Genomic DNA, 25,489 nt, shown 5'->3' on the forward strand with positions numbered 1-25,489 from the left:
GATTCAATATTCTATATACAATTGTCATATATTCTATCCGCTTCCATTAACCGTAAAAAGAAAAAAAGATTGAATTCTAATCTTTTTGTGATACCATATGTTATGAGCCTGTAAATAAACATCATAATTTTCAGATAAATATATTTTCAAAAAAAAAATTACGTTAGACTATAAAGGGTGGGGTATTAATGGACTCACAAGTGATTTATGCCATTTTGGCATCTTTTATCACTGTACTCGTCGTTACTCCTTTAGTTATTAAATTAGCTTTTAAAATAGGAGCGACAGATAAGCCAAACGCACGTAAAGTGCACCAAAAGATTATGCCACGTCTTGGCGGGTTAGCAATATTTATTGGTGTAGCTGTAGGATTTGTTGTCGGTGGCTTATATGAGCAAAGAATGTTATCGATAACGCTAGGTGCGATTATCATTGTAATCATCGGAATTTTAGATGATATGTACGAGTTATCTGCGAGAGTAAAATTCGGTGGACAACTGTTAGTTGCCATTATGATTGTAAAAAGTGGATTATTAGTGCAAGTATTATATATTCCATTCCTTGGGGATACTGAACTTGGATGGCTTGCTTATCCAATCACAGTATTTTGGCTTGTAGGTATTACGAATGCAATCAACTTAATTGACGGCTTAGATGGATTATCTGCTGGGATTTCATCTATCGTACTTGCAACGCTAGCATATATGGCCTTCACTAGCCCATGGGGTACTGGAACAGCTATTATCTTGCCACTCGCATTAATTATATTAGCAAGTACAATTGGATTTTTATTCTACAACTTCCATCCAGCAAAAATTTTCATGGGAGATACAGGAGCACTATTTTTAGGATACTGTATTTCTGTTATATCGTTGCTTGGATTATACAAAAGTGTAACGTTATTCAGTTTTATCGTTCCAATTATCATTTTAGGTGTACCTATATTTGATACGATATTTGCAATCATCCGTCGTATCGTAAATAAAAAACCTATTTCAGCACCAGATAAATCGCATTTACATCACCGCTTACTTGCAATGGGATTCTCTCATCGCAAAACGGTACTAATTATATACGCATTCGGTATTTTCTTTAGTGTAAATGCCATTATTTTCACTAGTGCAACGTTATGGTTATCCATTATTCTTCTTTTCGCTTTGATTTTCTTCACAGAAATCATTGCTGAAATAATCGGGCTTGTACATGAACGTTACAAACCACTTATTTCCTTTTATAAAAAAGTGAAAAAACGCGAAGACTAATTGTAGTATAGCCTTTACCATTATGAAATATTCAAATAGCATCCTCTTTCTTATAAGAGGATGCTATTTTTTATTCATTATTTTACATTTCCAAAATATAGCTTGTTTGAGAGTTCCACTATTGGAGAAAGATATACATAATAAGAAAAGGATTATATTTTCTTTTTACATCTTGATTGTCAAACTGAGGGTGAATGTTATGATCAAGCGAGTATTTCAATACACTATTTTATTTTTAACGATTACTATGTACGCGTCATCTCATGCAGGAGCAACTACAATTACCCCTGCTGAACATCATCCAAATACTGAAACTACCTCTTCTACCCAAAAAATCGCGTACTTAACATTTGATGACGGACCAAACAAATATACTACACAAATTTTAAACATCTTAAAAGAAAAGAACGGAAAAGCAACTTTCTTTGTTATTGGTGGAAAAGTACCACATTATAAAAAAACAATGCAGCGATTAATTAAAGACGGACATTATATCGGACTTCACAGTATGTCACACGATGTAAAACGCCTTTACACTGGCGATCCATCTGCTTTAATTACAGAAATGGAACAAACACAAAACATTGTCCAGCAAGTTACGAAATTAAATACACATCTCGTTCGCGTTCCGTATGGTAGTATGCCTTACTTAAAAAAGAATTACCGTGACGCACTTGTATCGGCCCAGTATAAAATGTGGGATTGGACAATCGATACATACGACTGGAAAAGCTATGACAATCCTTCTGCCATACTCGAAAGAGTACGTAATCAAAGTGATGAACAAGTAGAAGTCATTTTAATGCATGATTCGAGTGTAACCGTACAAATACTGCCACAAGTAATTGATTATTTACAGTCACAAGGATACAAACTTCTTCCCTATAATCCTTCTTCTCATCTTAAGGTAAATTTTTGGAAAGACACAAGATTGTAACAGCTTTAGTGCTTATGTACTAAAGCTGTTTTATTTTTCTCTTCCCACCCTTCCCATTTTTGTGTAAAATTTTAGATAGTGATGAAGTTTCGAGGTGAATAGAAATGAAACGAATAGATCTCATTTTTAACGCAATACAAAAAGGCAATTATACAGAAGGTGTAACCGCATCAGAACTAGCTACCCTGTTGCAACTAGATCGCGCCAATGTAAGTAGCGACTTAAACAAACTTGTAAAAGACAAACGTTTATTAAAAACAAATACGCGTCCTGTTCGTTTTTACATAGAAACGAACGCTTCGTTGGAAACGCATTCAAAAGAAGTAACTTCATTAGATACATTTGCAATTGAAAATACAAGCCTTAAAATCGCAATTGAAAAAGCGAAAGCTTCTATTCTCTATCCTCCAAACGGTATGCATACTTTACTGCTCGGAGAAACAGGAGTGGGAAAGTCTATGTTTGCTTCTTTAATGCACGAATATGCGATTGAAGTTGAACAGCTTCCCAAAGATGCACCATTTATCGTATTTAACTGTGCTGATTATGCAAATAATCCACAACTACTACTTGGACAGTTATTTGGAATTAAAAAAGGAGCTTACACAGGTGCAAGTGATCAAAAAGGGTTAATTGAAAAAGCTCATGAAGGGATTCTCTTCTTAGATGAAGTCCATCGCCTGCCTCCAGAGGGACAAGAAATGCTTTTCACCTTTATTGACCGCGGAGTATACCGACGCCTTGGAGAAACAGAAAACGAGCGTAAAGCACAAGTATTAATCATTACTGCAACAACAGAAGAACCAAATTCATTTTTATTAAAAACATTTACAAGACGTATACCGATGACTGTCACGCTGCCACCACTTCGTGAGCGTACACATAAAGAACGCTTTGCTTTACTACAGCTATTTTTTACAAATGAAGCAATTCGTCTGCGAAAAGAAATTCACGTTAGTCCGAATGCAATGCGTGCTTTCGTCTTTTACAATTGTCCCAATAACATTGGTCAATTAAAAACAGATGTACAAATTGCCTGTGCGAAAGCCTATTCTGAATTCGTGACAAAGAAACGTGATTCTGTCTATGTTTCAAGTACAGACTTACCTTGGTATATGAAAGAAGGGCTGTTCATTGAAAGGAAGAGCCGTCACTTATACCAAATACCAAATGAAACATTTGTATTTACAGGTGATGAAGGTTGGAGTAATCATAAAACAGAAGATGAAAAACGTTCTTCTATTTACGATTATATTGATTATAAATACGAAGAACTTCAAGCACGCGGTATTGAAGAGGAAGAATTAGAATTACTAATAGAAAATGATGTTCAAAGCTTTTTCGTACAATATTTTAACCAAATATCAAAAAAAACAAGCCATGAAAATGTTTTTAAAATTGTGGATCGTAATATCGTTTCCGTATGTGAAAAAATAGCGGAACTTGCGGAAAAGTATTTATCTAAGACGTTTGATGAAAAAGTATTTCTCGCTTTAAGTTTACATGTACAGACAACTCTACAACGTTTACAAAGCGGAAAACAAATACATCACCCACAATTAAATCAAATTCGTACGAAATATAAAGAAGCCTTTTCCGTAGCTATGCAAGGCATTCAACTACTGGAAGAAGAATTACAAATAACAATGCCTATTGATGAAGCTGGCTTTTTAACAATGTTCTTCGTTGTTGATCCAATTCCTGCCTCACAAACAGAAGTAAAAGTATTAATATTAGCACACGGTAATGGCATCGCAACTGAAATGGCAAACGTTGCAAACGAACTTCTCGGCATTGAGGAAGTAACCGGTATTGATATGCCGTTACACGAATCACCGAAAGATTTCTTAGAACGTGTGAAAGTGTATATGAAAACACTACAAAATGTAAATGGGCTTCTCTTACTTGTCGATATGGGGTCACTTGCTTATATCGGTGACATATTAGAAACGGAGTTCAAAATTCCTGTACGTGTTCTCTCGATGACGAGCACACCACACGCACTAGAAGCAGCTCGAAAAGCCCAGCTCGGTTATTCATTAGATGCGCTATATGAAACAGTAAAAAATTTAACACCGTTTTACTTAAACGTACAAGAAGAAAAGAAAAAACCTCTCTCTCCAATGAAATCTGTTATTTTAACAGCTTGTTTAACTGGTGAAGGAAGTGCTTTAGCTATTCAAAAAATGTTAGAGAACTATTTACGATTTGATAAAGACTTAATTGAAATTATTCCGATTAGTATCGTGCATGAAAAAGATTTAACGAAAATGATCGAGAACATAAAAAAAGAGCGTAACATCATTTGTATCGTCACGAATTTCGATGTGCAAGTGCCGTGCTTAACATATCATTTCCAAGACATCGTAAACTACACAGCGATTCAGCCCATTCAAGAATTAATTACGTATGAAGAAACATATGCAAAAATGGCGGATATTCTTGAACAACAAATGCAGCGTAACGATGGGGCATTACTTATCAAAACAATTCGTTACGCATTAAATACAATTCAAGAATTAATCTCCTTACAGCTAACTCCTGATAGCTTAATGGGTGTTATTCTGCATATGAGCTGTATGGTTGACCGTCTTCAAAAAGGAGAAAGCCTTCTTCCTCACCCTGATAAAGAGAAAAGAAGACAAGATGAATACTGGATGTATATGAAAGTAAAAAAAGCATTGCAACCAATTGAAAATACATTTGAAATACAAATACCTGATGACGAAGTATTTTACGTTATGGACTTCTTTATTAAAAATCAGCCTGCGAAAAATTAATCGAGGCATTTTTTAAAAATATCGACCGTAACGCGAGTTATATCAGCGATTTTCAAAATATATCGATTTACCGACAATAATCGCTAAAACTAGCACCTTATATTAAGAAGAAAAGGCTGTTCCAACATATGGACAGCCTTTTCCTCTACTTCTTTACTTTTCTAACTCGCCCTCTTATTTCTCCTCTTTTTTGTGATTTCGTATGGACATTAACATATACATTTGCTTGAATAATTTCTTGAAGTAAATGTACAAATGATTTCCCTTGTAAAGGTCCCTCAAAATCCTCTACATTCACTACACCAGTAATACTTCCCTCGTTCAAACTAATCCCTTGCTCCAGTGGACCATACAAATATAAAACAACAGGACCAATTTGAGTAGACTTCCCTAAATGAATTTGACACGATGTAACCTTTTCTATACTTTTTAGTATTACTCTGTAATGCAATTTCGTTAAATCATCACTAAAAATAAACTCTGCTACCCCAAAAGCTTCTGTATTTACAGGAGGCACTTCCCTCTTACCTTTTAACCTGGCAAAGAAATGTGTTGTCATAAGGCATTCTCCTTATATAAATTTCCCAGCACTACTTCTACTACTTTATGGTTTAGACATAATCATTTATGACTTTTTCAATTTTAATTACAAAGAAAAGATTCACAAAATCTTTACATTAAAATCGTTCCTGTAGATTGAAAGTCTCTTGTATAATGCACATAGAAAAACATTATAGGAGGTTATTTTGAAAAAAAACAAACACATCTTTCACACATTATTAGAGATTTTTCTCGTCTCATTTAAATTAGGACTTACTTCATTCGGCGGTCCTGTCGCTCATCTCGGCTATTTTCACCACGAATACGTGCAAAAAAGAAAATGGATGGATGAACGAAGCTATGGAGATTTAGTAGCGCTATGTCAATTCCTTCCTGGTCCTGCCAGCAGTCAAGTCGGTATAGGGGTTGGATTATTAAGGGGCGGGTTATTAGGAGCTATTATTTCATGGATTGGATTCACTTTACCGTCTGTACTTGTTTTAGTTTTCTTCGCCTCATTCCTTAATCAGTTCGATCTTGGAAGTGCTGGCTGGATTCATGGACTAAAACTTGTAGCAGTCGCTATTGTCGCTCATGCCATATGGGGAATGGCGCAAAAGTTAACTCCAGATCGCAACCGTGCGACGATTGCGATTGTAACTGCCGCAATCACCTTATTATGGCCAAGTAGTTGGACACAAGTCATCCTCATTATAATATGTGGCTTTATCGGCTGGTTTTTATATCGCAACCAACCAATTAGCCAATCTCAAAATATAAAAGTACCTATTTCAAAAAAGATAGCAGTTTCTTGTCTCGTCTTATTCTTTGGACTATTACTACTGCTACCAATATTAAGACCGTTCTCTTATTACATCGCTTTATTTGATAGTTTCTATCGCTCTGGCGCACTTGTATTTGGAGGAGGACACGTCGTGCTGCCTCTTCTTGAAGGTGAGTTCGTACAAAACGGAATGATGACGAAAGAACAGTTCCTAGCTGGATACGGATTAACACAAGCAGTACCAGGACCACTATTTACATTCGCCTCTTATATAGGAGCAGTGTTAAACGGGACGCTTGGGGCAACACTCGCAACAATTGCGATTTTCCTCCCTGCTTTCTTACTCGTTATTGGTGTTTTACCATTTTGGAACAGTGTGAGAAAAATATCATTCATACAAGGCGCACTACTTGGTGTTAACGCCGCAGTTGTTGGTATTTTAATTGCCGCTTTTTACGATCCCATTTGGACGAGTACAATTATAAATGCTTCAGATTTCGTTTTCGCTTCGCTTCTTTTTTGCTTACTAGCTTTTTGGAAAACACCACCTTGGGTTATCGTTATACTCGGAGCCTTTGGCGGATATATTCTGTCCATTTTATAAATAGAAAAAACGACGGCATGATGTAGCCGTCGTTTTTTCTATTAAAATTTCACAAGTTCTATTCCTTCTGGCAACTCACTCTCTGTTAAAATACGCAATTCCTTCACACGATCCATTACGTAAGAAGAACGCTTCACAAGCTCTGGATCAATATAAGCTGGATGAACCATAATTTCTACCGTTTGTTCACCTTGTACTCTTTCTTTTAACTTCACAAAGTAATCTTCCGTCACACCATCCGCATAAAAGTCACTGTAAAACACATCAGAAAATGGATGCACCGCTCTATCTTCCTCACAACGACGAATCGGAACATTATATTTAGCCGCTAATCTCTCAAGAACATCATGTAAAATCGGTAAACCATGCACATGATGATGACTATCTAAATGAGTTGGTGTTAATCCGTAAGATAAAAACTTCTCAATTTGAGCAGTCCATTCTCTCTCAACTTCTTCTGGATTTATATTCCCTTCCCTTACAACACTTTGTTTATGAAACGACCCGTTTGCCCCTACGAGTGACGGCACATCCTTTAACAGTGGTTCCCCTGCTGTTAATACGAGATGTACGCCTACTCCGAGTAGGTTGTATTCTTTCGCTAAGCGTACCGCATGCTCTGTTCCTGGCATATTCATCATCATCGTCGTTGAATTTACAAGTCCATTTATATGCCCATCAATAATGCCGTAATTTGTACCTTCTGTAAGACCGAAATCATCTGCATTTACAATTAACTTAATCATCCTAATACCTCCTAATAGAATAAAAAAAGCGGGCTAAATAGCGCCGCTTTTACTTCTCTACCTTTTTAAAGAACTGTGGAAGATACTCTTTATGTGCTTCCAACATTTCATCTAAAATTTGTTTTGCAACTTTATCTGATGGTACAAGTGGATTGATTGTCATAGCAAGCAGCGCCTTATGATAATCCCCTGTAACAGCAGCTTCAATTGTTGTGCGCTCGAATGATTTAATTTGTTGTACTAAACCGCGAACTGGTACTGGAAGATCTCCCACTGCAATTGGTTTTGGACCTTCTTTCGTAATAATACAGTTCACTTCAACAGCAGAATCATGTGGTAAGCTTGCAATTGTTCCGTTGTTTCGTGTATTAACAGGCTGGATATCACCTTTATTATTGTAAATAGACGTAATTAAGCTACATGCTGCATCACTATAATAAGCTCCGCCACGTTTTTCTAATTGTGGTGGCTTAATATCTAAGTTCGGGTCTTTATATAACTCAAATAAATCATTTTCTAATTGTTTTACTACTTCTGCACGTGTACCTTTTTCAACAGAAGCCTCTTTTTCTTCTTCTAACATTTCACGTGTTTTGTAGTAGTAACGATGGTATGGACATGGAATTGCACGAAGTCCGCGAATAAAGTCTGGTTCCCAGTTAAGCGCTGCGATATTTTCCATCGTAATTTGCTTTTCTGGATCTGTCACAAGCTCTAACACACGGTCCATTACACTTACGCCATCTAAGTATACATCTAGTCCGTATACCATATGATTTAAACCTGCGAAGTCAACGTGTACACGACTTGCATCTACTTCAAGTAATCTCGCAAGACCCATACGGATTCCGATTGGAACGTTACATAGACCAACTACTCTTTGGATATTTGTATAACGAAGGACAGCTTCTGTTACCATACCAGCTGGGTTTGCAAAGTTAATTAACCATGCATTCGGACAAAGTTCCTCCATATCCTTACAAATATCTAAAATAACAGGAATCGTTCTCAATGCTTTGAATAAACCACCAGGACCATTCGTTTCTTGACCGATTACATCATATTTTAACGGGATTGCTTCATCTTTTGCACGTGCTTCTAATAAACCAACGCGAAGTTGTGTTGTTACGAAGTCAGCATCTTTTAATGCCTCACGGCGATCAAATGTTAAATGTATCTCAATTGGTAAACCTGATTTTTTCACCATACGTTTCGCTAAGTTACCAACGATTTCTAACTTTTCTTTTCCTGCCTCAATATCTACTAACCAAATTTCACGAACAGGAAGCTCATCATAACGTTTAATAAATCCTTCAATTAACTCTGGTGTATAACTAGATCCACCGCCGATTGTAGCAATTTTAATTCCAGTCATGCTTTATTCCCCTTTCGCTTCTAATTTTTTATAAAGGTCAATAAATTCTGCTGCCAATTCTTTTACTGTAATCGCATTCATTAAATGATCTTGTGCGTGAATTAAAAGGACACTAACCTCTGTTTTTTCTCCTCTTGCTTCTGATTGTATGAGCTCTGTTTGGAAATGATGCGCTTCATTAATCGCTTCTTTCGCCTTTACCATCGCTTCATCAGCCTCTGCCATTTTCCCCTGTTTGGCAAATTGAAGTGCCTCCATCGCAAAGCTTCGTGCATTACCACTATTTAAAATTAATTGGAATGGAATTTGTTCTGCTGTAGTCATCATAATTACCGCCCTCTCTATAAGGTTCAACCGATTAAAATACCCCTTCAGTTTGAACATGTCTATTAAATTATTATTTTATGAATGATAGTTTGGTGTTCTTGTAGATGAGTATCATCTTTTTGAACATGATATAAAGGTAATTGTTCTCACAGATCATGTTATCTGTGAGAACAATTATTATGTTACATAGGTACAGAGTTGTTATTTCCTTGTGCTGCTTTCTCAGTACGGATAACTGAACGATCGCATGCGACAACGAATGGGAAGTAAATCGCCATTGCAACAACAAAGTTGAATAATTGTAAAATCGCACCAGAAGGATGTAAACCTGTTACAAGATACCCACTAATAATTGGTGGAACGTTCCATGGAACCATCGCTACTGTTTTTGGTACCCATCCTAAGTAAATTGCTGTATAAGATGTAATAACTAACACAACAGGTGTTAATACGAACGGGATGAATAAAATTGGATTTAATACGATTGGTGTACCAAAGATTACTGGTTCGTTAATGTTAAATGCACCAGGTCCAATTGATAGACGAGATACACCGCGTAATTGTGCACTTTTCGCTACAATTAATACAACTACTAAAAACGCTAATGTTGCACCAGAACCACCAAGATATACGAAAGTATCAAAGAATGGTTTTGTAATAATGTTTGGAACATCAAATGCAGATGTTCCATCTTGGAATAACTTAATATTTTTCTCTAATGCTGGTAAATAAAGTGGCTCAATAATACCACCAACAATATTTGGACCATGTAAACCGAAGAACCAAAGTACATGTACTAATAACGCAATAAAGATTGCACTTGGTAACGTACCCGCTAAACCTTGTAATGGAACTTGTAATGTATTAAAGATATACTCATGAACACTTGTACCTGCTAGTTTTACTGCTAATTGAATACTTGCAATACCTGTTAAAATCACAAATGCTGGAACTAAAGCAGCGAAAGATTTCATTACTGCTGGTGGTACACCGTCAGGCATTTTAATTGTAATGTTTCTTTGAACAAAGAAGCGGAATATCTCCGTTACGAGTATGGAGACAATAAGTGAAACGAACAAACCCTGTGCGCCTGTCCAAAGCATATTTATTCCAGCTTCTTTTGGTGTTGTTGGTGTAAGAATAATTAATGCACCAAACGAAATAATACCTGCTGACAATCCATCAACACCGTAAGATTTTGCTAAGTTATAACTTATGGTAACCGCCACCATCAGAGCTAATACCCCGAAGGACCCTGTCCACATACCAGCTCCAATTTGTGTCCAAGTTTCACCGAATAAATCTTTCATAAAATTTTGGAATGCTGGAATTGGTAAACCATTAACTAGTACTGCCATCGAACCAACTAAAATAAGTGGCATAACTGCAATAAATCCATCTCGGATCGCAGCTAAGTGACGTTGCGATCCGATTTTACCAGCAATCGGAACCATGTACTTCTCCATAAATGCAATAAACTTTTGCATTTTACTTCCCCCCTAATTATTTTTTAAGTGTTAATGCGTGATCTAAAACTGCTTCTCCATTCATCATGCCGTAGTGCATTGGATTGATAACGTCGATTCCAACATTTTTCTCGTCAGCAAGCGTTTTCATTGAAGAGAGCATGTAACGAACCTGTGGTCCTAGTAATAACACATCTGCTTGGTCGATATTGTTTTTTACTGCATCCCCAGATACAGCCCAAATCTTTCCTTCTAGACCGCGAGCTTTTGCAGCCGCTTCCATTTTTGTAACTAGTAAACTTGTAGACATCCCTGCTGAGCAACATAATAAAATATTCATTTGAAAATCCCCCTTGTGTAGTATAAAAAATTTATGTTTATTTATTTTTCTTTACACTATTTATTAATGCAATTAGCGTGCCAACTTTTTAAAAGCACTAAAATCAGTGCTTTTTCGAGCATTTTCTTTGTGTGTTAACGCTTTCAATTAGTGTGTTACTCAAAAAACACACAGTGTGTTATAAAACAACAAGCTTTTAACACATAACTGTATGAAAATAGATTAGTGTTTAGTTGTCTAGTTATGTTTAATATGAAAAAACACTAAAAAAACTTTTTCAGTGAAAAACAACTCATTATTTTAACCCACTATTTAGTTAAAGCAATCGGGCTTTTACGGGCAGTTGATCCCCTACCTAACGTCTTTGCTTTCATTGAATTTTGAGGTGGGAGTCTTACTGCCCGTTAATGCGGAATAAAAAAACCTTGCATAAGCAAGGTTCATTCATCCACCGACATCTTCCTATATAACTCTACAAACTCACTCGCTAATTCTTTCACCGTAATTGCATTCATTAAATGGTCTTGTGCGTGTACCATTAAAAGAGTAACTTCGGTCTTTTCACCACCAGCTTCTTTCTGGATAAGCTCCGTTTGTACACGGTGCGCCTCTTTTAATTCCTCTAGTGCTTCTTGTAATTTAGCTTCAGCTTCTGTAAACTCCCCACGCTTCGCACAATCAATTGCTTCCATTGAACAACTTCTCGCGTTTCCCCCATGCAAGATTAAATGAAAAGCTTTCGTCTCTATCGTATCCATTTTAGTTCTTTACTCCCCCTTTTCTTCCGCCAGTTTTTGTTTATCCCATATTTTTAAGAACGGTAAATAAATGAAGAATGCTAGCGCAAAGTTAACAAGTTGCAAAATAACACCTGAAATTTTCCCGCCCGATCCTAAATATCCACTAAAAAGAATAGGTGTCGTCCAAGGTACAGCGGCCCCACTCGGACGTGCGACCCATCCCCATTCCATTGCAAAGTAAGAAACAATTGTTAACACAACTGGAACTAATATAAATGGAATTAGTAACAGTGGATTCATTACAATCGGCATACCAAAAGTTACCATCTCATTAATATTAAATATACCAGGTGCAATTGACAATCTCCCTAAACTTTTTAATTGTTGACTTCGTGCAAATAGTAACATTCCGACAACTAGAGCAAGCGTTGCACCAGATCCGCCCATATAAACCCATAAATCAAAAAACTGTGCAGTAATCGTATTTGGTATATCTTGCCCTGCTTGGTAAGCAACTCGGTTTTGATCCATTAACGACAACCAAACCGGACTCATTACACCACCAACAATAGTAGCTCCATGAATTCCACATGACCAAAGAACATGAACGAGAATAACAGCTATTATTGCGCCCCAAAGACTAGCACCAAGTACACTAAGTGGTTCCTGTAAAATTTGCCCCACAATATTATGGATACTGCCAAAAGAAGTATTTTCTATAATTAAGCGTAAAATCCAAATAACCGTTACAACAATAAATCCTGGAACAAGCGCGGCAAATGAACGTGTCACAGCTGGCGGAACTGTCTCTGGCATCTTTATAATTATCTTTTTTTGTACAATAAACCGATAAAGTTCAGTAGATATAAGTGCAATAATCATTGCTACAAATAACCCTTGGCTTCCCATTAATGCAGCTGGGATAGCACCTTCTACAAGTACACTCTCTTTTGTACTTGGTATAATATATGCAACTTGAAATGGCGTCGCAAGTAAAAACGTCACAAGCGACAATGCCCCGGATGCTAAAGCATCCACTTTATAATATTCTCCAAGCCTGTAAGCGATTCCAAAAACAGCTATTAAAGCCATTATATTAAAAGTTGCACTAACTGGATACCCCAAAGCCCTCTGCCAATTCTCCCCAAACAAACCTGCCATAAAATCATTATAACCTGGTATTGGTAAAGCGCTAATGATGAGGAAAAATGATCCTATAATTAAGAAAGGCATCGTCAATACAAGTCCATCACGAATTGCTAGCAAATGCCTCTGCTCTGCAACCTTTCCCGCTACTGGCATTACATATTTCTCTAAAAACCGTATCATCTATCCCACTCTCCTCATGGTTTCATTGACAAAGCTGCTTGTAAGATAGCTTCTCCATTACAAAGCCCGTAATGGACCGATTGAATGACATCAACAGGTACTCCCTTCTCCTTACATAACTCTTTCATTTTCGGTAATAAATAACGTACTTGTGGTCCAAGTAAAAGTACATCAGCTTCATCTATGTGACTATTTACTTCAGAACCTGATACTGCCCAAATCTTTACCTCTATCCCTCTTGCCTCTGCTGCTTTCTCCATTTTTGTAACAATCAAACTGGAAGACATTCCCGCTGCACAGCAAAGCAAAATATTCATTCCGCTTCCCTCCCCCTTTTTCCAAACCTAAGTTACGGCGCATCCTTTGCCACCACTAGGTTACAAATATATATGTCTAGATTTCCTGCTGTATGCCGAGCTTAAAAACAAAAATTTCTCGGTTTTCACGCTATTCCATCTATCATTATTCTCCTAGTAAAGAGGACTCTAACTCGCTATAATAATTCAGTATGATTTTTTTAATTGATAGGAGGATATATTTATGAAGGCATATCGCTTTCCGCTTATTTTATTATCTTCTATCCTAATTGGTGGTTTCATTGGTTATTTCATGGGTGCCGATGCCGTTGCTTTAAAGCCGCTTGGTGACATTTTCTTAAACTTAATGTTTACGATTGTTGTACCTTTAGTGTTCTTTAGCATCGCGTCATCTATTGCTAATATGGATGGATTAAAACGTTTCGGTAAAATTATGTCTAGTATGGCTGGAACTTTCTTATTTACAAGTATTTTAGCTGCTATTTTTATGATTATTGTCGTGAAAGTATTCCCGCCAGCACAAGGTGTTGTATTAGAACTAACGCAGCCCGATAAAGCTGAAAAAGCTGTTAGTGTTGCGGATCAAATTGTCGGTATTATAACAGTATCTGATTTCTCGAAGTTACTATCTCGTGAAAATATGTTAGCTCTTATTTTCTTCTCTATTTTAATGGGGGTTGCAACTTCAGCAGTTGGTGAAAAAGGAAAACCATTCGCTACATTCTTACAAGCTGGTGCAGAAATTTCAATGAAAGTTGTATCTTTCATTATGTACTACGCTCCAATCGGACTTGCTGCTTACTTCGCGGCATTAGTTGGTGAATTCGGACCACAACTTCTTGGAACTTATTTCCGAGCAGCAATGGTATACTATCCAGCGTCTCTAATTTACTTCTTTGTATTCTTCACGTTCTATGCATACCTTGCGGGTCGCAAGCAAGGTGTACAATTATTTTGGAAGAACATGGTCTCTCCTACAGTTACATCACTTGCAACTTGTAGTAGTGCCGCAAGTATTCCAGCGAACTTAGAAGCAACGAAGAAAATGGGTATTTCTTCAGACGTTCGTGAAACAGTTGTCCTTCTCGGATCTACTCTTCATAAAGACGGATCTGTTTTAGGTGGCGTATTAAAAATTGCTTTCTTATTCGGTATTTTCAACATGGAATTCGAAGGACCAAAAACATTAGCAATCGCGCTTGTTGTTTCTCTATTAGTAGGAACAGTAATGGGTGCTATTCCAGGCGGAGGTATGATTGGTGAAATGTTAATCGTTTCTCTATACGGCTTCCCGCCAGAAGCATTGCCAATTATCGCAGCAATTAGTACAATCATTGATCCACCTGCAACGATGTTAAACGTAACAGGAGATAACGCTTGTGCCGTAATGACAGCTCGCCTTGTAGAAGGTAAGAATTGGATCAAAAACAAATTTGCTTAATAGATAGAAAGAGGATGCTCTAAACGAGCATCCTCTTTCTATCGTTATTTATTGATTATTCGATAACACTTATTCCCTCTCGCCACAAATTTGTTACAATCTTCACAAATATTCCACATCCATTATCCATTCTCCGTACTATAATCATGTATGGAAAAGGAGATGGACCTAATGACTCAAAGCGCACCAGAATTTAAAGTTTTGCAAAGCATTGCATTTCTCGCTGTCGTTTTGCAAAGTTCCTTATTATATACAATGAATCAAGGAAATGTCTTACTTGAGCAATCCCTCATTATGGGTATGCTATTTAATCTTGCAAAATTCTCAGCACCCGCATTCATATTTATAGTTGGATTTCACTTAATTCGTCACTATACGAAGCAATTAGTATATAAAGAATATATTTCTGAAAAAGCGACACACTTACTCATTCCTTATTTCTTTTGGTCTATTCTTTACTTATTAACAACAAATGATCTTATTACATTACAAGGCGGAATAAAAAGTTTATTACTTGGAACAGCCGCGCCCCATCTTTGGTACGTTATTATGATGTTCCAAATTCACTTATTGTTCCCTTTACTATGCACACTTTTTTATTGGTTTCAAAAACGAACAGAAAATAAAAAAGACATATATAAATATATGACCTTTTTCGCTTGCCTATATTTTCTATTAATGTGGTTCTCTTCTCACTATATTTTTAATGGAGAAAAATTAACAAGTTCAACAATTTTACATTATACAGATCGATCATTTCTATTCTACTCATTCTATTTCGTTATGGGCGGCATTGCCGCTGTAGCACTAAAAACTTGGCGTCTATTCGTCATGAAACATATCCCGCTTATAACAATATTATTTTTCATCTTATTTTTATTCATCAATTATGAGTTGTTTAGTTTTTACGGAGCAAACTCTATTCATTTAACTGTTTCTACCTATTTAAAACCATCTATGTTTTTATATATCGTATGCGAAATTATCATACTGTATGTGTTATCTATTATGATAGTACAGCATCGTGGTTTCTTATATAAAACGTTACGTTTCATTGGAAATTACACGTATGGTGCTTATTTAGCTCATTTATTCTTCTTGCAACTATGCACAAAACTTCTTTCCTTATTCACGCTGCAAGAAAACACAATATTGTATAGCTTATTATTATTTACAATAACGGCCACAATCTCGATTTCAGCAATGGTCATTTGCAGTACACTACCATTTCATACATGGATTACAGGGCCTTCCCCTACGACAAATATGAAATGGGCTAAGATTGTACTTCGGAAAAATCACAAAAAAGTATTCAAACCATATCTTTGATATAATAGAATTCCATACAAGAAAAGAAAGTAGGACACACCTATGATTAATCAAATTGGACAAATTATGTTATATGTAAATAATCAAGATGAAGCAGTACAATTTTGGACTGAGACAGTAGGATTCCAAATTATTGCGGAAGAAAATAACGGACAAGGCTTTCGCTGGATTGAAATTGCACCAACGAAAGAAGGAGGCACAAGCATCGTCCTTCACGATAAAGCGTTAATTGCGAAGATGCAACCTGAATTAAACTTAAATACACCTTCACTTATGTTCTTCTCTAATAACTTAGATCAACTGTATAAAGATCTTTCTGAGAAAAATGTCACAGTTGGACAGGTTGTAGATTTACCTACTGGTAGAGCATTCAACTTTGCTGATAATGAAAATAATTACTTTGCAGTAATGGAACGTAAATAAAAAAGAAGCTATCCGAAAAAATCGGATAGCTTCTTTCATTTTAAGAAACTTGTTCTGCATTCGTTTCTCTATGCTGTATATGGCTCGTGATCCAAGCAATTCCACCGGCAACAACGAGATAACATAACAATATTAAAATTTGCATTTGTAATTGCGACCAATCCCCTAAAGAAATAACATCTTGTAATCCTCTAAGAGAATGAGACATTGGGAGAAACTGTCCAATTTTGCTAAGAACAGCTATGTTTAATTCTCCTGGGAAAGTACCTCCGCTCGTCGCTAATTGCAGGACAAGAAGCGTTACCGCTAAGAACTTTCCAACAAGACCAAATACTGTGACTAACATAAGAATAAATGTCATGAACGTAAAGGAAATAACAATACTTGATAAAACAAAAAGTGGCACACTTGCAACTTCTAATCTCATAACTCCTAGCACAACTACATCTACGAGTAGCGCTTGAATGAGTCCAATTAAATATACCAATCCTAGTTTATTAATAAAATGTACCGTTCCGCTTACCTTCATATTTTGTCTGCGGCCAAGAGGTAAAATATTCGATGCCATAATTCCGCCAACATAAAATGCAAGTGATAAGAAATATGGTGCAATGCCTGAACCGTAGTTAGGAACGTCAGAAACTGTTGACTTCACTAACTGAACTGGCTCTGAGAACATCGTATTGCGTGCATCATCATTACGAACATCCGCTATCTTCTCTGCGCCCTCTCCTAATTTCGTAGAAAGTTCTTTCGCACCATCATCAAGTTTAACAAGTCCATTTGTTAATTTACTAGCACCGTTATTCAGCTCCGTTCCACCACTCGCAAGCTGATTTACACCTTCTTGCAATGATGTAAATCCATTTCCCCACTTCGTAAATCCATCAGCTAAATTCGATGCACCATCTGCTATCTTTTTCGTTCCAGAAGTAGCTTCATTTAACTTAACTCCGAATGTATTCATGCCTTCTTCAATCTTATGTTGACCCTCAGTAAGCTTCTTCGCACCTTGTGTCAATTGTTGTTGGCTATTATTTAAAGTACTTGTTGCTTTAGCTAGTCCATTAGACGTAGCAACAATTTTTTGAAAAGCGGGATCTTGCTGCACTTCTGGATGATTTTTCACGTACTCTTCTAATTGTTGTTTCATACTATTAGCCGCACCATCCGCTTTTACTTGGCCTTCAGCAAGCTTCTCACTTCCGCTCACCCATTCATTTGTACCAGCACTTAATTCACTAACTCCTGATTGTAACGTTTTTTCACCTTGTGCTAATAACTCCATACCACTATGAAGTGATGTCGCTCCTTGACTCAGCTCATTTGCTCCCCCCGTTAAGGCAGATTGGCTAGACGCAAGCTTGTCACTTCCTTCTTTCAATTTCGATGTCCCGTCACTTAAACCATGAATACCATCTGCAAGCTGACTTGCTCCATTTTTTGCATCGGTCGTTCCTTCATGTAACTTCCCAGCACCGTTACTTGCATCACTCAACCCTTGTGCCAAATCTTGAAACTTTGAAAAAACACCTTCTGTATATGATTTCGTAATACTATTCGAGATTTTTGTTTTCATATTTTCAACAGCTGTCGTTCCAATTTGAGCCGCTACAAAGTTTTTACCTGGATTTACTTTGTACTGCAATTGTGCCGGCTCTGGTTTCTCATTCATAAGTGTACTTACCTTTTTAGAGAAATCTTCCGGAATCGTAACAACCATATAATATTTATCTTCTTTTAACCCTTCATCAGCATTTTTTTCTGATACGAAATGAAAAGCCAATTCCTTATTCTCTTTTAAATCTTTAACAAAATCGTCTCCTGCATGAATTGTTTTTTCATCCATCGCAGCACCCTTATCTAAATTCACAACCGCAACAGGTAATTTATCTAATTTTCCGTACGGATCCCAATATCCAGCTAAAAAGAATCCTGAATAAATTAACGGAACGATTAATAAAAAAATTAAAGCGATACGTCCATGTTTATGGTGCCACATCGCTTTCCAATCTTTAAATATAAGTTTAATTCCCTTCATGAAACATACTCCTCTTCTAATTTAACACCCTTCGAATGGTTTAACAGATTTACTATACACGTCACTTTCCATACTGTATAATACATCTTTAATTATCAATTCATTCCTTTTGGTCTATAGAAAGGGGATTCGAAATGGAACTGCTCCAGTTAAAATACTTTCAGACAGTCGCACGACTAGAACATATGACAAAGGCAGCTGAAGAATTGCATATCGCACAACCTTCACTCAGCAAAACAATAGCTAGACTCGAAAAGGATTTAGGCGTCCCTTTATTTGATCGCCAAGGCCGACAGATTACTTTAAATTCTTTCGGAAAAGTATTTTTAAAACGAGTAGAACGTATTTTTCATGAATTAAGTGAAGGGGAACGAGAAATTAAAGATTTAGCCGAATTACAACAAGGCTCTATTACAATGGCCGTTTCTATTCCAAGAATATTACCAGAACTACTAGGTTCTTTTTTACTAGAACATCCTAATGTTCGATTCCAGCAATTTCTTGCGTCTACTCCTTCTATGAAACGACAACTGGAAAATATGGAAATTGACTTTTGTCTTTCCTCTGTACCAGTTGAAGGAGAAGAAATTGTTTGGGAACCACTTATTACAGAAGAAATTTTCTTAGTCGTTCCTTCAGGCCATCGGTTATCAAACCGCGAAAGTATCCACCTGCATGAAGTAAAAGACGAACCGTTTATTAGTATGAATACTGGCTATGGATTTCGGCACTTAACGGATGAATTTTGTAAAGAAGCTGGTTTCACTCCGCATATTGCTTTTGAAGTAGATGAACCGACCGTGATTAGCGACCTCATTAAGCAAGGTCTCGGCATCGCTTTTGTTCCAAGTTTAACTTTATTAAAAAACTCTACTTTAGCAGCAAACAAGTTGCGTATTATTGAACCCGCTTGTAAGCGAACCATCGGATTAAGTTGGTCAAAAAAACGATACTTATCAAAAACAGCTCAGCAATTCCGTGAATTCGTGATTGACTACTTTTCTAATATTAGGACGTAAAATTATATCAACAAATAAAAGGTGCCACCCTCATATGGTGGCACCTTTTATTGTTCACTCTTTTTTAATTCCATTTCAGCTAAAAGTGGTAGTACATTATCAAAAATATGCGTATTATTATTTTCACCTGTTACATATCCACCGTAATATCTACTAAATACGTTATCATTTCGGAATGTGGCCATATGATCATACAATTCTTTCGCAAACTTTTTATCACCTGTTTGTAGTACGTACAAAATCGTTAATCCGTATGCGGCTGGCGATTCATAATTCACAGTTTGTTTTCCCGTTTCTAAATTGTAACGACCGTATAGCTTTCCATCCTCCTGGAATTTCTTCTTTATAAATTCCAAATAAGCAGTTGATGAAAGACCACCTAAACTTCGATGATATGCAACGTATGATTGGTCAATAAGATTCACTTCTTTATCGTACGTAAATGTACCATCTTCTTTATACTCTTTCGGGAATGCCCAGCCATGCCTTGGATAATCAGCTAAAAATTGAACGACTTCCTGATATTGCTGAGCAGAAACTTTGTCGTACTTCTTCATATAGGAGAATGCACGTGGATTTATGTATGATGTTGTTACAAAATTATTTTGTTTCCCTGCATCTGCATCATAATAATCAACATAATAATTATCTTTTTTATTATAACGAAGTACAGCATCACTTAATTGATCGGCAAGGTTTTTATAACGCTCTTCCTTATACATTTCATAAGCACGATATAATTGTTCTATAATACGAAGATCATCTATAAGTGCATTTGTAGCTGACTGCCTCTCTCCCTTTTCAGAGAGTTTCCATAAAACGATATGATTCTTATATACGAAATTATCTTGAATAACCTTTACTTGCTCATCAAATAACGCCTGGTCATCTTTATCAAGTGTATATTGTAACCATAATCCTGCCGATTCTGATAAAGCTTCACGTCCCTTTGCTTCACCCGTACCTGCCTTAGTATCTACTAAACGATACGTGGCAAGCGTTCCATTTTCATTCACCATATGTCTTAAAATAAAATTCTCTGTACGGTTTCCTTGTAAAGCTGACCAAAATACAATTCCACCTAAAGCGATTAAGAAGATAACTCCAATCCCTATATATAAACGTTTCCGCAATCTTTTCACCTCCCTAGTAAGGCTAACCTTAATTTTATCAGAACATACATAAATTTAAAAAAGACAATCTATTAGATTGTCTCCCCCATTTCTATCCCTCGCAAACCTCTTTAGAAGGTTTATATAGCGATTGTACAAGTCGATCATATTCACGACGTGTAATCTCTTTATTATATAGCTTCAATAATAAATCTCTATGCTCTTTTGAAAATGCCATCTTTTTAATGACTTCAGGATACATAAAACACCCTCTCCATTTCACATAAACTTCTTTTTTTGAAAAACAGAACTTATGTTCGCATAAAAGATTATAAAAGATTCCTGTGCAAAAAACAAACAAAACATGAGCAACTATTTATTTCTTTCTATTCAAAATATTACAACATTATATTATCATATTCACTTTTTAAATACATATATATTTTTGGTAGTTTTTTTGAATAAATCTTCCAATTCAATCAGAAAATAATGGCAAAAAAGAAGAGGAGTTTACATATGGATACGGTAACATTAGCAAGAGCATTTTTTGGTTCTTCATTAGCATTCCACATTATCTTTGCAACACTTGGCGTTGGACTTTCATTAATGATTTTTATAAGCGAAATACTCTATCACTGGAAGAAAGACTCCGACTATGCCATTATGGCGAAAAGATGGACAAAGGCGTTTGCTATTCTTCTCGGTGTAGCAATTCCAACTGGAACAATAGTTGGTGTGCAAATCTCACTTCTTTGGCCTGGTTTCGCCAAAATTGTTGGGCAAGTTATTTCTGTTCCCTTCCAAATTGAGATTTTCGCCTTCTTTTTGGAGGCTTTATTCATGTCGATTTACGTATATGCAGCCGATAAACTTCCTCCATTTATGAGATTGATTTCGCTATTTTTCGTCATGCTTGGTGCCACGGCATCCGCCGTACTTATTACATCAGCAAATACATGGATGAATACACCAGCAGGCTTTTCAATGAATCCAGATGGATCTGTTTTTAACGTTGATCCGTGGAAAGCTTTCTTTAATCCGAGTTTTGGCACAAGTGCATTCCATGTCGTTATTACGGCTTATGCAACTGGTGCGGCTGTCATTGCTTCTATTGCTGGATTTAAGTTATTAAAGAAGAATTTAAGTGAACGTGAAGTAGCTTATCATAAAAAGGGGCTACTATTAGGGCTTGTCGTGACATTTATTACAGGCGCTACGATGTGGCTTTCAGGGCACGAATCGGCAATCGCCCTACATAAACACTCACCTGAAAAACTTGCATCTGCTGAAGCTTTATTTGAAACAACATCACACGCACCGCTATCCATTGGCGGGGTTGTGGATCCTAATACACTTGAACTAAACTATGCACTTGAAATTCCAAACATGCTTAGCTTATTAGTGGGACTAGACCCTAGCACTGTCGTAAAAGGTCTAAATGAATTCCCACAAGAAACATGGCCACCATTTTATACACATACACTGTTCAACTTAATGGTCGGCACTGCTGCGTTTACCTTTGCAGTTGCAGCAATTGCTCTCTTATATTGGTACTTCGTTTACCGAAAAAAAGGAACGGAACTGCCGAAGTGGCTACTTTGGGGGGCTGCCGCATGCGGACCAATTATGATGCTCGGTATTGAATTCGGATGGATTTTCAGTTGTAGCGGTCGTCAGCCATGGACAATTTATGGTATGCAACGTACAGTCGATGCTTCTACTCGCGCTGATTTCGTCGGTCCTTTATTTGTTTTATTTATCATTTTATATATTGGACTCGCTATTTTAACAGTCATTGTTCTACGGACATTCTTTAGAAGACATCCATTAAAGAATGATTTACAACACCAAGGAGGCGATTCTCGTGCATGAGGAAAGTATTGCAATCATCATCTTATGGGCCCTTATTTTCGTATACAGTATATTAGGGTCCATCGATTTTGGAGCTGGTTTTTGGGGCATGGTATACGCAAAACATCCAACGCTCGCTGCCAAACTTGCCAATCGGTACTTATCACCAACGTGGGAAGTAACAAATACGTTTCTCGTTTTCGTAGTTGTCGCATTTCTCGGCTTCTTCCCGAAAGCTGCCTTTACCCTTGCAACCGTTATGTTCGTACCAGTTATGTTAATTTTAGTACTCGTTGCAGTACGTAGTACATTTATGGTATTTGCTTACTCCTTGCCAAAATATCAGTACCTTCTTCGGGTTATTTCAGGTATTACTGGTCTCTTAATTCCAGCACTATTAATTACCGTTTTACCCGTTACAGAGGGAGCCTATATTACAATGTCTGAAGGAAAAGAAGTACTCCTGTATGGAAAACTTCTTTCTAGCCCCGTTATCTATTGTTATATGCTATTTGGACTAACGTCTGAACTATTTCTCTCCTCTCTCTTTCTTGCTGATTTTGCGAGAGAGCAAGGTTCAGAAGATGCATACAAACTTTATAGAAGGAATGCCATCATACTTGGCCCTGCAACACTTGTTACGGCGATTATCGCTCTCGTTGTAATGGATCCAGAAACGCACTGGCTTATGCAAGGATTAATAAAGCAATTCCCATGGTTTACCGTTTCTATCGTTTTATTCGTTATCGGGTACTCGTCCCTTTGGTGGACAAACAAGAAGTATAGCACACTAGGATTCCCTCGCATTGCTGTTTTAGCTGTCGTCGCTCAATATGCATTTGCAAGCTATGCTTACGGGGTCGCGCATTTACCGTATATTATTTATCCTGACGTAACTGTATTTACAAGCTTTACAACGAAAGAAACGTTCTATGCACTGCTCATTCTATACGCAATTGGAATCGCAATTTTACTACCTGGATTTATTTTCTTCTGGAATTTATTCTTGAAGGATCGCACTTTTTTGAAGGAAAAATAATATAGCCTTGGAGTCTGTTCCAAAGGGCATTTTGGGATAGACTCCTCTTGTTATGTTATGTTTTGTTGTTAAGTCGATATATTTTAAAAATCGCCGATATAAATCTCATTTCCCACCTTACTGCCCAATCAATTTATAGACTCCTATCACAATAGTTATTTCACTACTAGTGACACTTGTCCTTTAGCTTGAAAAACACATATTCGCTTCATCTCGTTATACGTCTAGTTCTTCTTATTTTTTGCTGAATATACTACCAATATAAACTTGAGACAAGCTACATCTGTTTAAGGGAAAATAGAAAGGTAGGCAAAATATGAGCATTGAAATATGGATTACTATTATTGTATTCTTCTTAACAATGATTGTTATCTTTTGGCGGCCTCGAGGTTTAAATGAGGCGTGGCCAGCAGCGGTCGGCGCTGGTATTATCCTCATTACAGGAATCGTATCAAAACCAGACGTCATAGATATTGTTAGTAAAATAGGAGGGGCCTCCATAACAATATTAGCGACCATAGTTATGGCAGTTATATTAGAAAGCTTCGGCTTCTTCCATTGGTCCGCAGCGAAACTGGCAAATCTAGCGAAAGGTTCTGGACGCCGTCTATACTGGTATATTCAATTATTATGTTTTCTTATGACTCTTTTATTTAATAATGACGGTAGTATTTTAATTACAACTCCCATTTTAATTCTCCTTCTAAAAAACCTTCAATTAAAACCACATCAACAAATTCCTTATTTATTAAGTGGTGCTTTAATCGCTACTGCGTCTAGTGCACCAATTGGTGTAAGTAATATTGTAAACTTAATTGCATTAAATATCGTTAATATGACTCTTTATATGCATACTGCTATGATGTTTGTACCTGCAACATTAGGCTTATTATTTATGTCATGGCTCATGTATACAGTTTTGAAGAAAAAACTTCCGAAAAAATTACCTGTTTCTTCATATGATATTGAAGAAATTTTCTTCACGAAAAACTTCCATCCACTAAAAGGAAATAATTCTGTTGATACGAAACAAAAACGGACAAGATTCATGTTAAAAGTATTAGGTTTTGTCTTCCTTATGCGCTGTCTTCTATTCGTTGCATCCTTCTTATCCATCCCAATTGAAATCGTTGCGGTACTTGGTTCACTCATTCTTCTCATTTGGAGATGGTACTACTTACGAACAAATCCTGTCGACATTTTGAAAAAGACACCGTGGCACATTTTAATTTTCGCCTTCTCTATGTACGTCATTATTTACGGACTCCACAACGCAGGATTAACAGCTGCACTTGTACAATGGCTCGAGCCAGTTGTGAATCAGCATCTACTCTATGCTAGCTTTGCGATGGGCGGACTTGTATCCATCCTCTCTAACGTCTTCAATAACCATCCTGCCCTTATGATTGGTACAATCACATTAACAGAAATGGGACTAGATCCAGTCACATTAAAAACAATCTATCTCGCAAACATCATTGGTAGTGACATCGGTTCACTATTACTACCAATTGGTACGCTAGCTTCACTCATTTGGATGTATATTCTGAAACAAAACAAAATTAAAGTAAAATGGAAAGACTATTTAAGTGTATCCCTTATCGTTATCCCGCTCACAACAGTCGTCACACTATTCCTCTTATTCTACTGGGTACACCTCTTCTTCGCCCTCTAAATAACAGAATCC

At 36.8% G+C, this 25,489-nt stretch carries 23 protein-coding genes; 11 read left to right on the forward strand and 12 right to left on the reverse strand.

What is annotated here, in order from left to right:
- The first annotated feature begins 188 nt into the window (after positions 1–188).
- The 3 genes from C4S65_RS16475 to C4S65_RS16485 all read left to right on the forward strand — a co-directional run bounded on the left by C4S65_RS16475 (position 189) and on the right by C4S65_RS16485 (position 4,979).
- On the forward strand, positions 189–1,262 hold the full coding sequence (locus tag C4S65_RS16475) for an MraY family glycosyltransferase (protein WP_000378320.1): 1,074 nt from the start codon (positions 189–191) through the stop codon (positions 1,260–1,262).
- A gap of 199 nt (positions 1,263–1,461) precedes the next feature.
- Positions 1,462–2,199, forward strand: coding sequence for a polysaccharide deacetylase family protein (locus tag C4S65_RS16480; RefSeq protein ID WP_000597169.1), 738 nt, complete (start codon positions 1,462–1,464; stop codon positions 2,197–2,199).
- Between the two features lie 104 nt (positions 2,200–2,303).
- Positions 2,304–4,979 (forward strand): sigma-54-dependent transcriptional regulator, encoded by a 2,676-nt coding sequence (locus tag C4S65_RS16485; protein WP_000820979.1) that lies wholly within the window; start codon positions 2,304–2,306, stop codon positions 4,977–4,979.
- A gap of 145 nt (positions 4,980–5,124) precedes the next feature.
- Here the strand turns inward: C4S65_RS16485 and exsM are convergent, their stop codons facing one another.
- Complete coding sequence (gene exsM / locus C4S65_RS16490) at positions 5,125–5,538, reverse strand: exosporium regulatory protein ExsM (RefSeq protein ID WP_086407186.1); 414 nt, start codon at positions 5,536–5,538, stop codon at positions 5,125–5,127.
- A gap of 187 nt (positions 5,539–5,725) precedes the next feature.
- Here exsM and C4S65_RS16495 point away from each other — a divergent pair, with 187 nt between their 5' ends.
- Entirely contained in the window at positions 5,726–6,907 is a 1,182-nt protein-coding gene (locus C4S65_RS16495; protein WP_086407185.1) for a chromate transporter, read from the forward strand.
- A 41-nt stretch (positions 6,908–6,948) separates the two neighbouring features.
- Here the strand turns inward: C4S65_RS16495 and chbG are convergent, their stop codons facing one another.
- From chbG to C4S65_RS16535, 8 genes are all read right to left on the reverse strand, one after another.
- A complete protein-coding gene (gene chbG / locus C4S65_RS16500; RefSeq protein WP_000593495.1) occupies positions 6,949–7,653 on the reverse strand; it encodes a chitin disaccharide deacetylase in 705 nt (234 codons plus the stop codon).
- A gap of 49 nt (positions 7,654–7,702) precedes the next feature.
- Positions 7,703–9,028, reverse strand: a complete 1,326-nt coding sequence (celF, locus tag C4S65_RS16505; protein ID WP_086407184.1) for a 6-phospho-beta-glucosidase — start codon at positions 9,026–9,028, stop codon at positions 7,703–7,705.
- A gap of 3 nt (positions 9,029–9,031) precedes the next feature.
- The gene (locus C4S65_RS16510) at positions 9,032–9,355 is read right to left on the reverse strand and encodes a PTS lactose/cellobiose transporter subunit IIA (protein WP_000989055.1); all 324 of its coding nucleotides are present in this window, start codon (positions 9,353–9,355) and stop codon (positions 9,032–9,034) included.
- A 182-nt stretch (positions 9,356–9,537) separates the two neighbouring features.
- Complete coding sequence (gene celB, locus C4S65_RS16515; protein WP_001168858.1) at positions 9,538–10,842, reverse strand: PTS cellobiose transporter subunit IIC; 1,305 nt, start codon at positions 10,840–10,842, stop codon at positions 9,538–9,540.
- 16 nt (positions 10,843–10,858) lie between these two features.
- A complete protein-coding gene (locus C4S65_RS16520) occupies positions 10,859–11,161 on the reverse strand; it encodes a PTS sugar transporter subunit IIB (RefSeq protein ID WP_001023563.1) in 303 nt (100 codons plus the stop codon).
- Positions 11,162–11,601: 440 nt separating this feature from the next.
- Complete coding sequence (locus C4S65_RS16525) at positions 11,602–11,919, reverse strand: PTS lactose/cellobiose transporter subunit IIA (protein WP_000379645.1); 318 nt, start codon at positions 11,917–11,919, stop codon at positions 11,602–11,604.
- A 9-nt stretch (positions 11,920–11,928) separates the two neighbouring features.
- Positions 11,929–13,230, reverse strand: coding sequence for a PTS cellobiose transporter subunit IIC (gene celB, locus C4S65_RS16530; protein ID WP_061667796.1), 1,302 nt, complete (start codon positions 13,228–13,230; stop codon positions 11,929–11,931).
- Between the two features lie 14 nt (positions 13,231–13,244).
- Positions 13,245–13,547 carry a PTS sugar transporter subunit IIB gene (locus tag C4S65_RS16535; protein ID WP_001023539.1) on the reverse strand — a complete coding sequence of 101 codons (303 nt, stop codon included), beginning with the start codon at positions 13,545–13,547 and terminating at the stop codon, positions 13,245–13,247.
- 223 nt (positions 13,548–13,770) lie between these two features.
- On the opposite strand from C4S65_RS16535, the gene C4S65_RS16540 reads away from it, so the two are divergent.
- The 3 genes from C4S65_RS16540 to C4S65_RS16550 all read left to right on the forward strand — a co-directional run bounded on the left by C4S65_RS16540 (position 13,771) and on the right by C4S65_RS16550 (position 16,740).
- A complete protein-coding gene (locus C4S65_RS16540; RefSeq protein ID WP_061667797.1) occupies positions 13,771–14,988 on the forward strand; it encodes a dicarboxylate/amino acid:cation symporter in 1,218 nt (405 codons plus the stop codon).
- A gap of 171 nt (positions 14,989–15,159) precedes the next feature.
- Positions 15,160–16,317: an acyltransferase gene (locus tag C4S65_RS16545; protein ID WP_086407183.1), complete on the forward strand. Its 1,158-nt coding sequence runs from the start codon at positions 15,160–15,162 to the stop codon at positions 16,315–16,317.
- A gap of 42 nt (positions 16,318–16,359) precedes the next feature.
- Entirely contained in the window at positions 16,360–16,740 is a 381-nt protein-coding gene (locus C4S65_RS16550) for a VOC family protein (protein ID WP_046960095.1), read from the forward strand.
- A gap of 40 nt (positions 16,741–16,780) precedes the next feature.
- Here the strand turns inward: C4S65_RS16550 and C4S65_RS16555 are convergent, their stop codons facing one another.
- Positions 16,781–18,781, reverse strand: coding sequence for a YhgE/Pip domain-containing protein (locus C4S65_RS16555; protein ID WP_086790555.1), 2,001 nt, complete (start codon positions 18,779–18,781; stop codon positions 16,781–16,783).
- Positions 18,782–18,915: 134 nt separating this feature from the next.
- Here C4S65_RS16555 and C4S65_RS16560 point away from each other — a divergent pair, with 134 nt between their 5' ends.
- Positions 18,916–19,800, forward strand: a complete 885-nt coding sequence (locus C4S65_RS16560) for a LysR family transcriptional regulator (protein ID WP_086407181.1) — start codon at positions 18,916–18,918, stop codon at positions 19,798–19,800.
- Between the two features lie 47 nt (positions 19,801–19,847).
- On the opposite strand, the gene C4S65_RS16565 is transcribed toward C4S65_RS16560, so the two are convergent.
- Both C4S65_RS16565 and C4S65_RS34395 read right to left on the reverse strand, forming a co-directional pair.
- Positions 19,848–20,933, reverse strand: coding sequence for a transcriptional regulator (locus C4S65_RS16565; RefSeq protein WP_140348263.1), 1,086 nt, complete (start codon positions 20,931–20,933; stop codon positions 19,848–19,850).
- A 91-nt stretch (positions 20,934–21,024) separates the two neighbouring features.
- A complete protein-coding gene (locus tag C4S65_RS34395) occupies positions 21,025–21,174 on the reverse strand; it encodes a hypothetical protein (RefSeq protein ID WP_000283179.1) in 150 nt (49 codons plus the stop codon).
- Between the two features lie 254 nt (positions 21,175–21,428).
- On the opposite strand from C4S65_RS34395, the gene cydA reads away from it, so the two are divergent.
- The 3 genes from cydA (at position 21,429) to C4S65_RS16580 (ending at position 25,477) form a co-directional block, all read left to right on the forward strand.
- Positions 21,429–22,784: a cytochrome ubiquinol oxidase subunit I gene (cydA, locus tag C4S65_RS16570; RefSeq protein ID WP_000381972.1), complete on the forward strand. Its 1,356-nt coding sequence runs from the start codon at positions 21,429–21,431 to the stop codon at positions 22,782–22,784.
- Complete coding sequence (locus tag C4S65_RS16575) at positions 22,777–23,802, forward strand: cytochrome d ubiquinol oxidase subunit II (protein WP_000544184.1); 1,026 nt, start codon at positions 22,777–22,779, stop codon at positions 23,800–23,802. The genes cydA and C4S65_RS16575 overlap by 8 nt, the downstream gene beginning before the upstream one ends.
- Positions 23,803–24,118: 316 nt before the next feature.
- Positions 24,119–25,477 carry an arsenic transporter gene (locus tag C4S65_RS16580; protein WP_000021147.1) on the forward strand — a complete coding sequence of 453 codons (1,359 nt, stop codon included), beginning with the start codon at positions 24,119–24,121 and terminating at the stop codon, positions 25,475–25,477.
- Positions 25,478–25,489 lie beyond the last annotated feature (12 nt).

Source organism: Bacillus sp. ok061 (assembly GCF_900108285.1).
Taxonomy (GTDB): Bacteria; Bacillota; Bacilli; order Bacillales; family Bacillaceae_G; genus Bacillus_A; species Bacillus_A thuringiensis_S.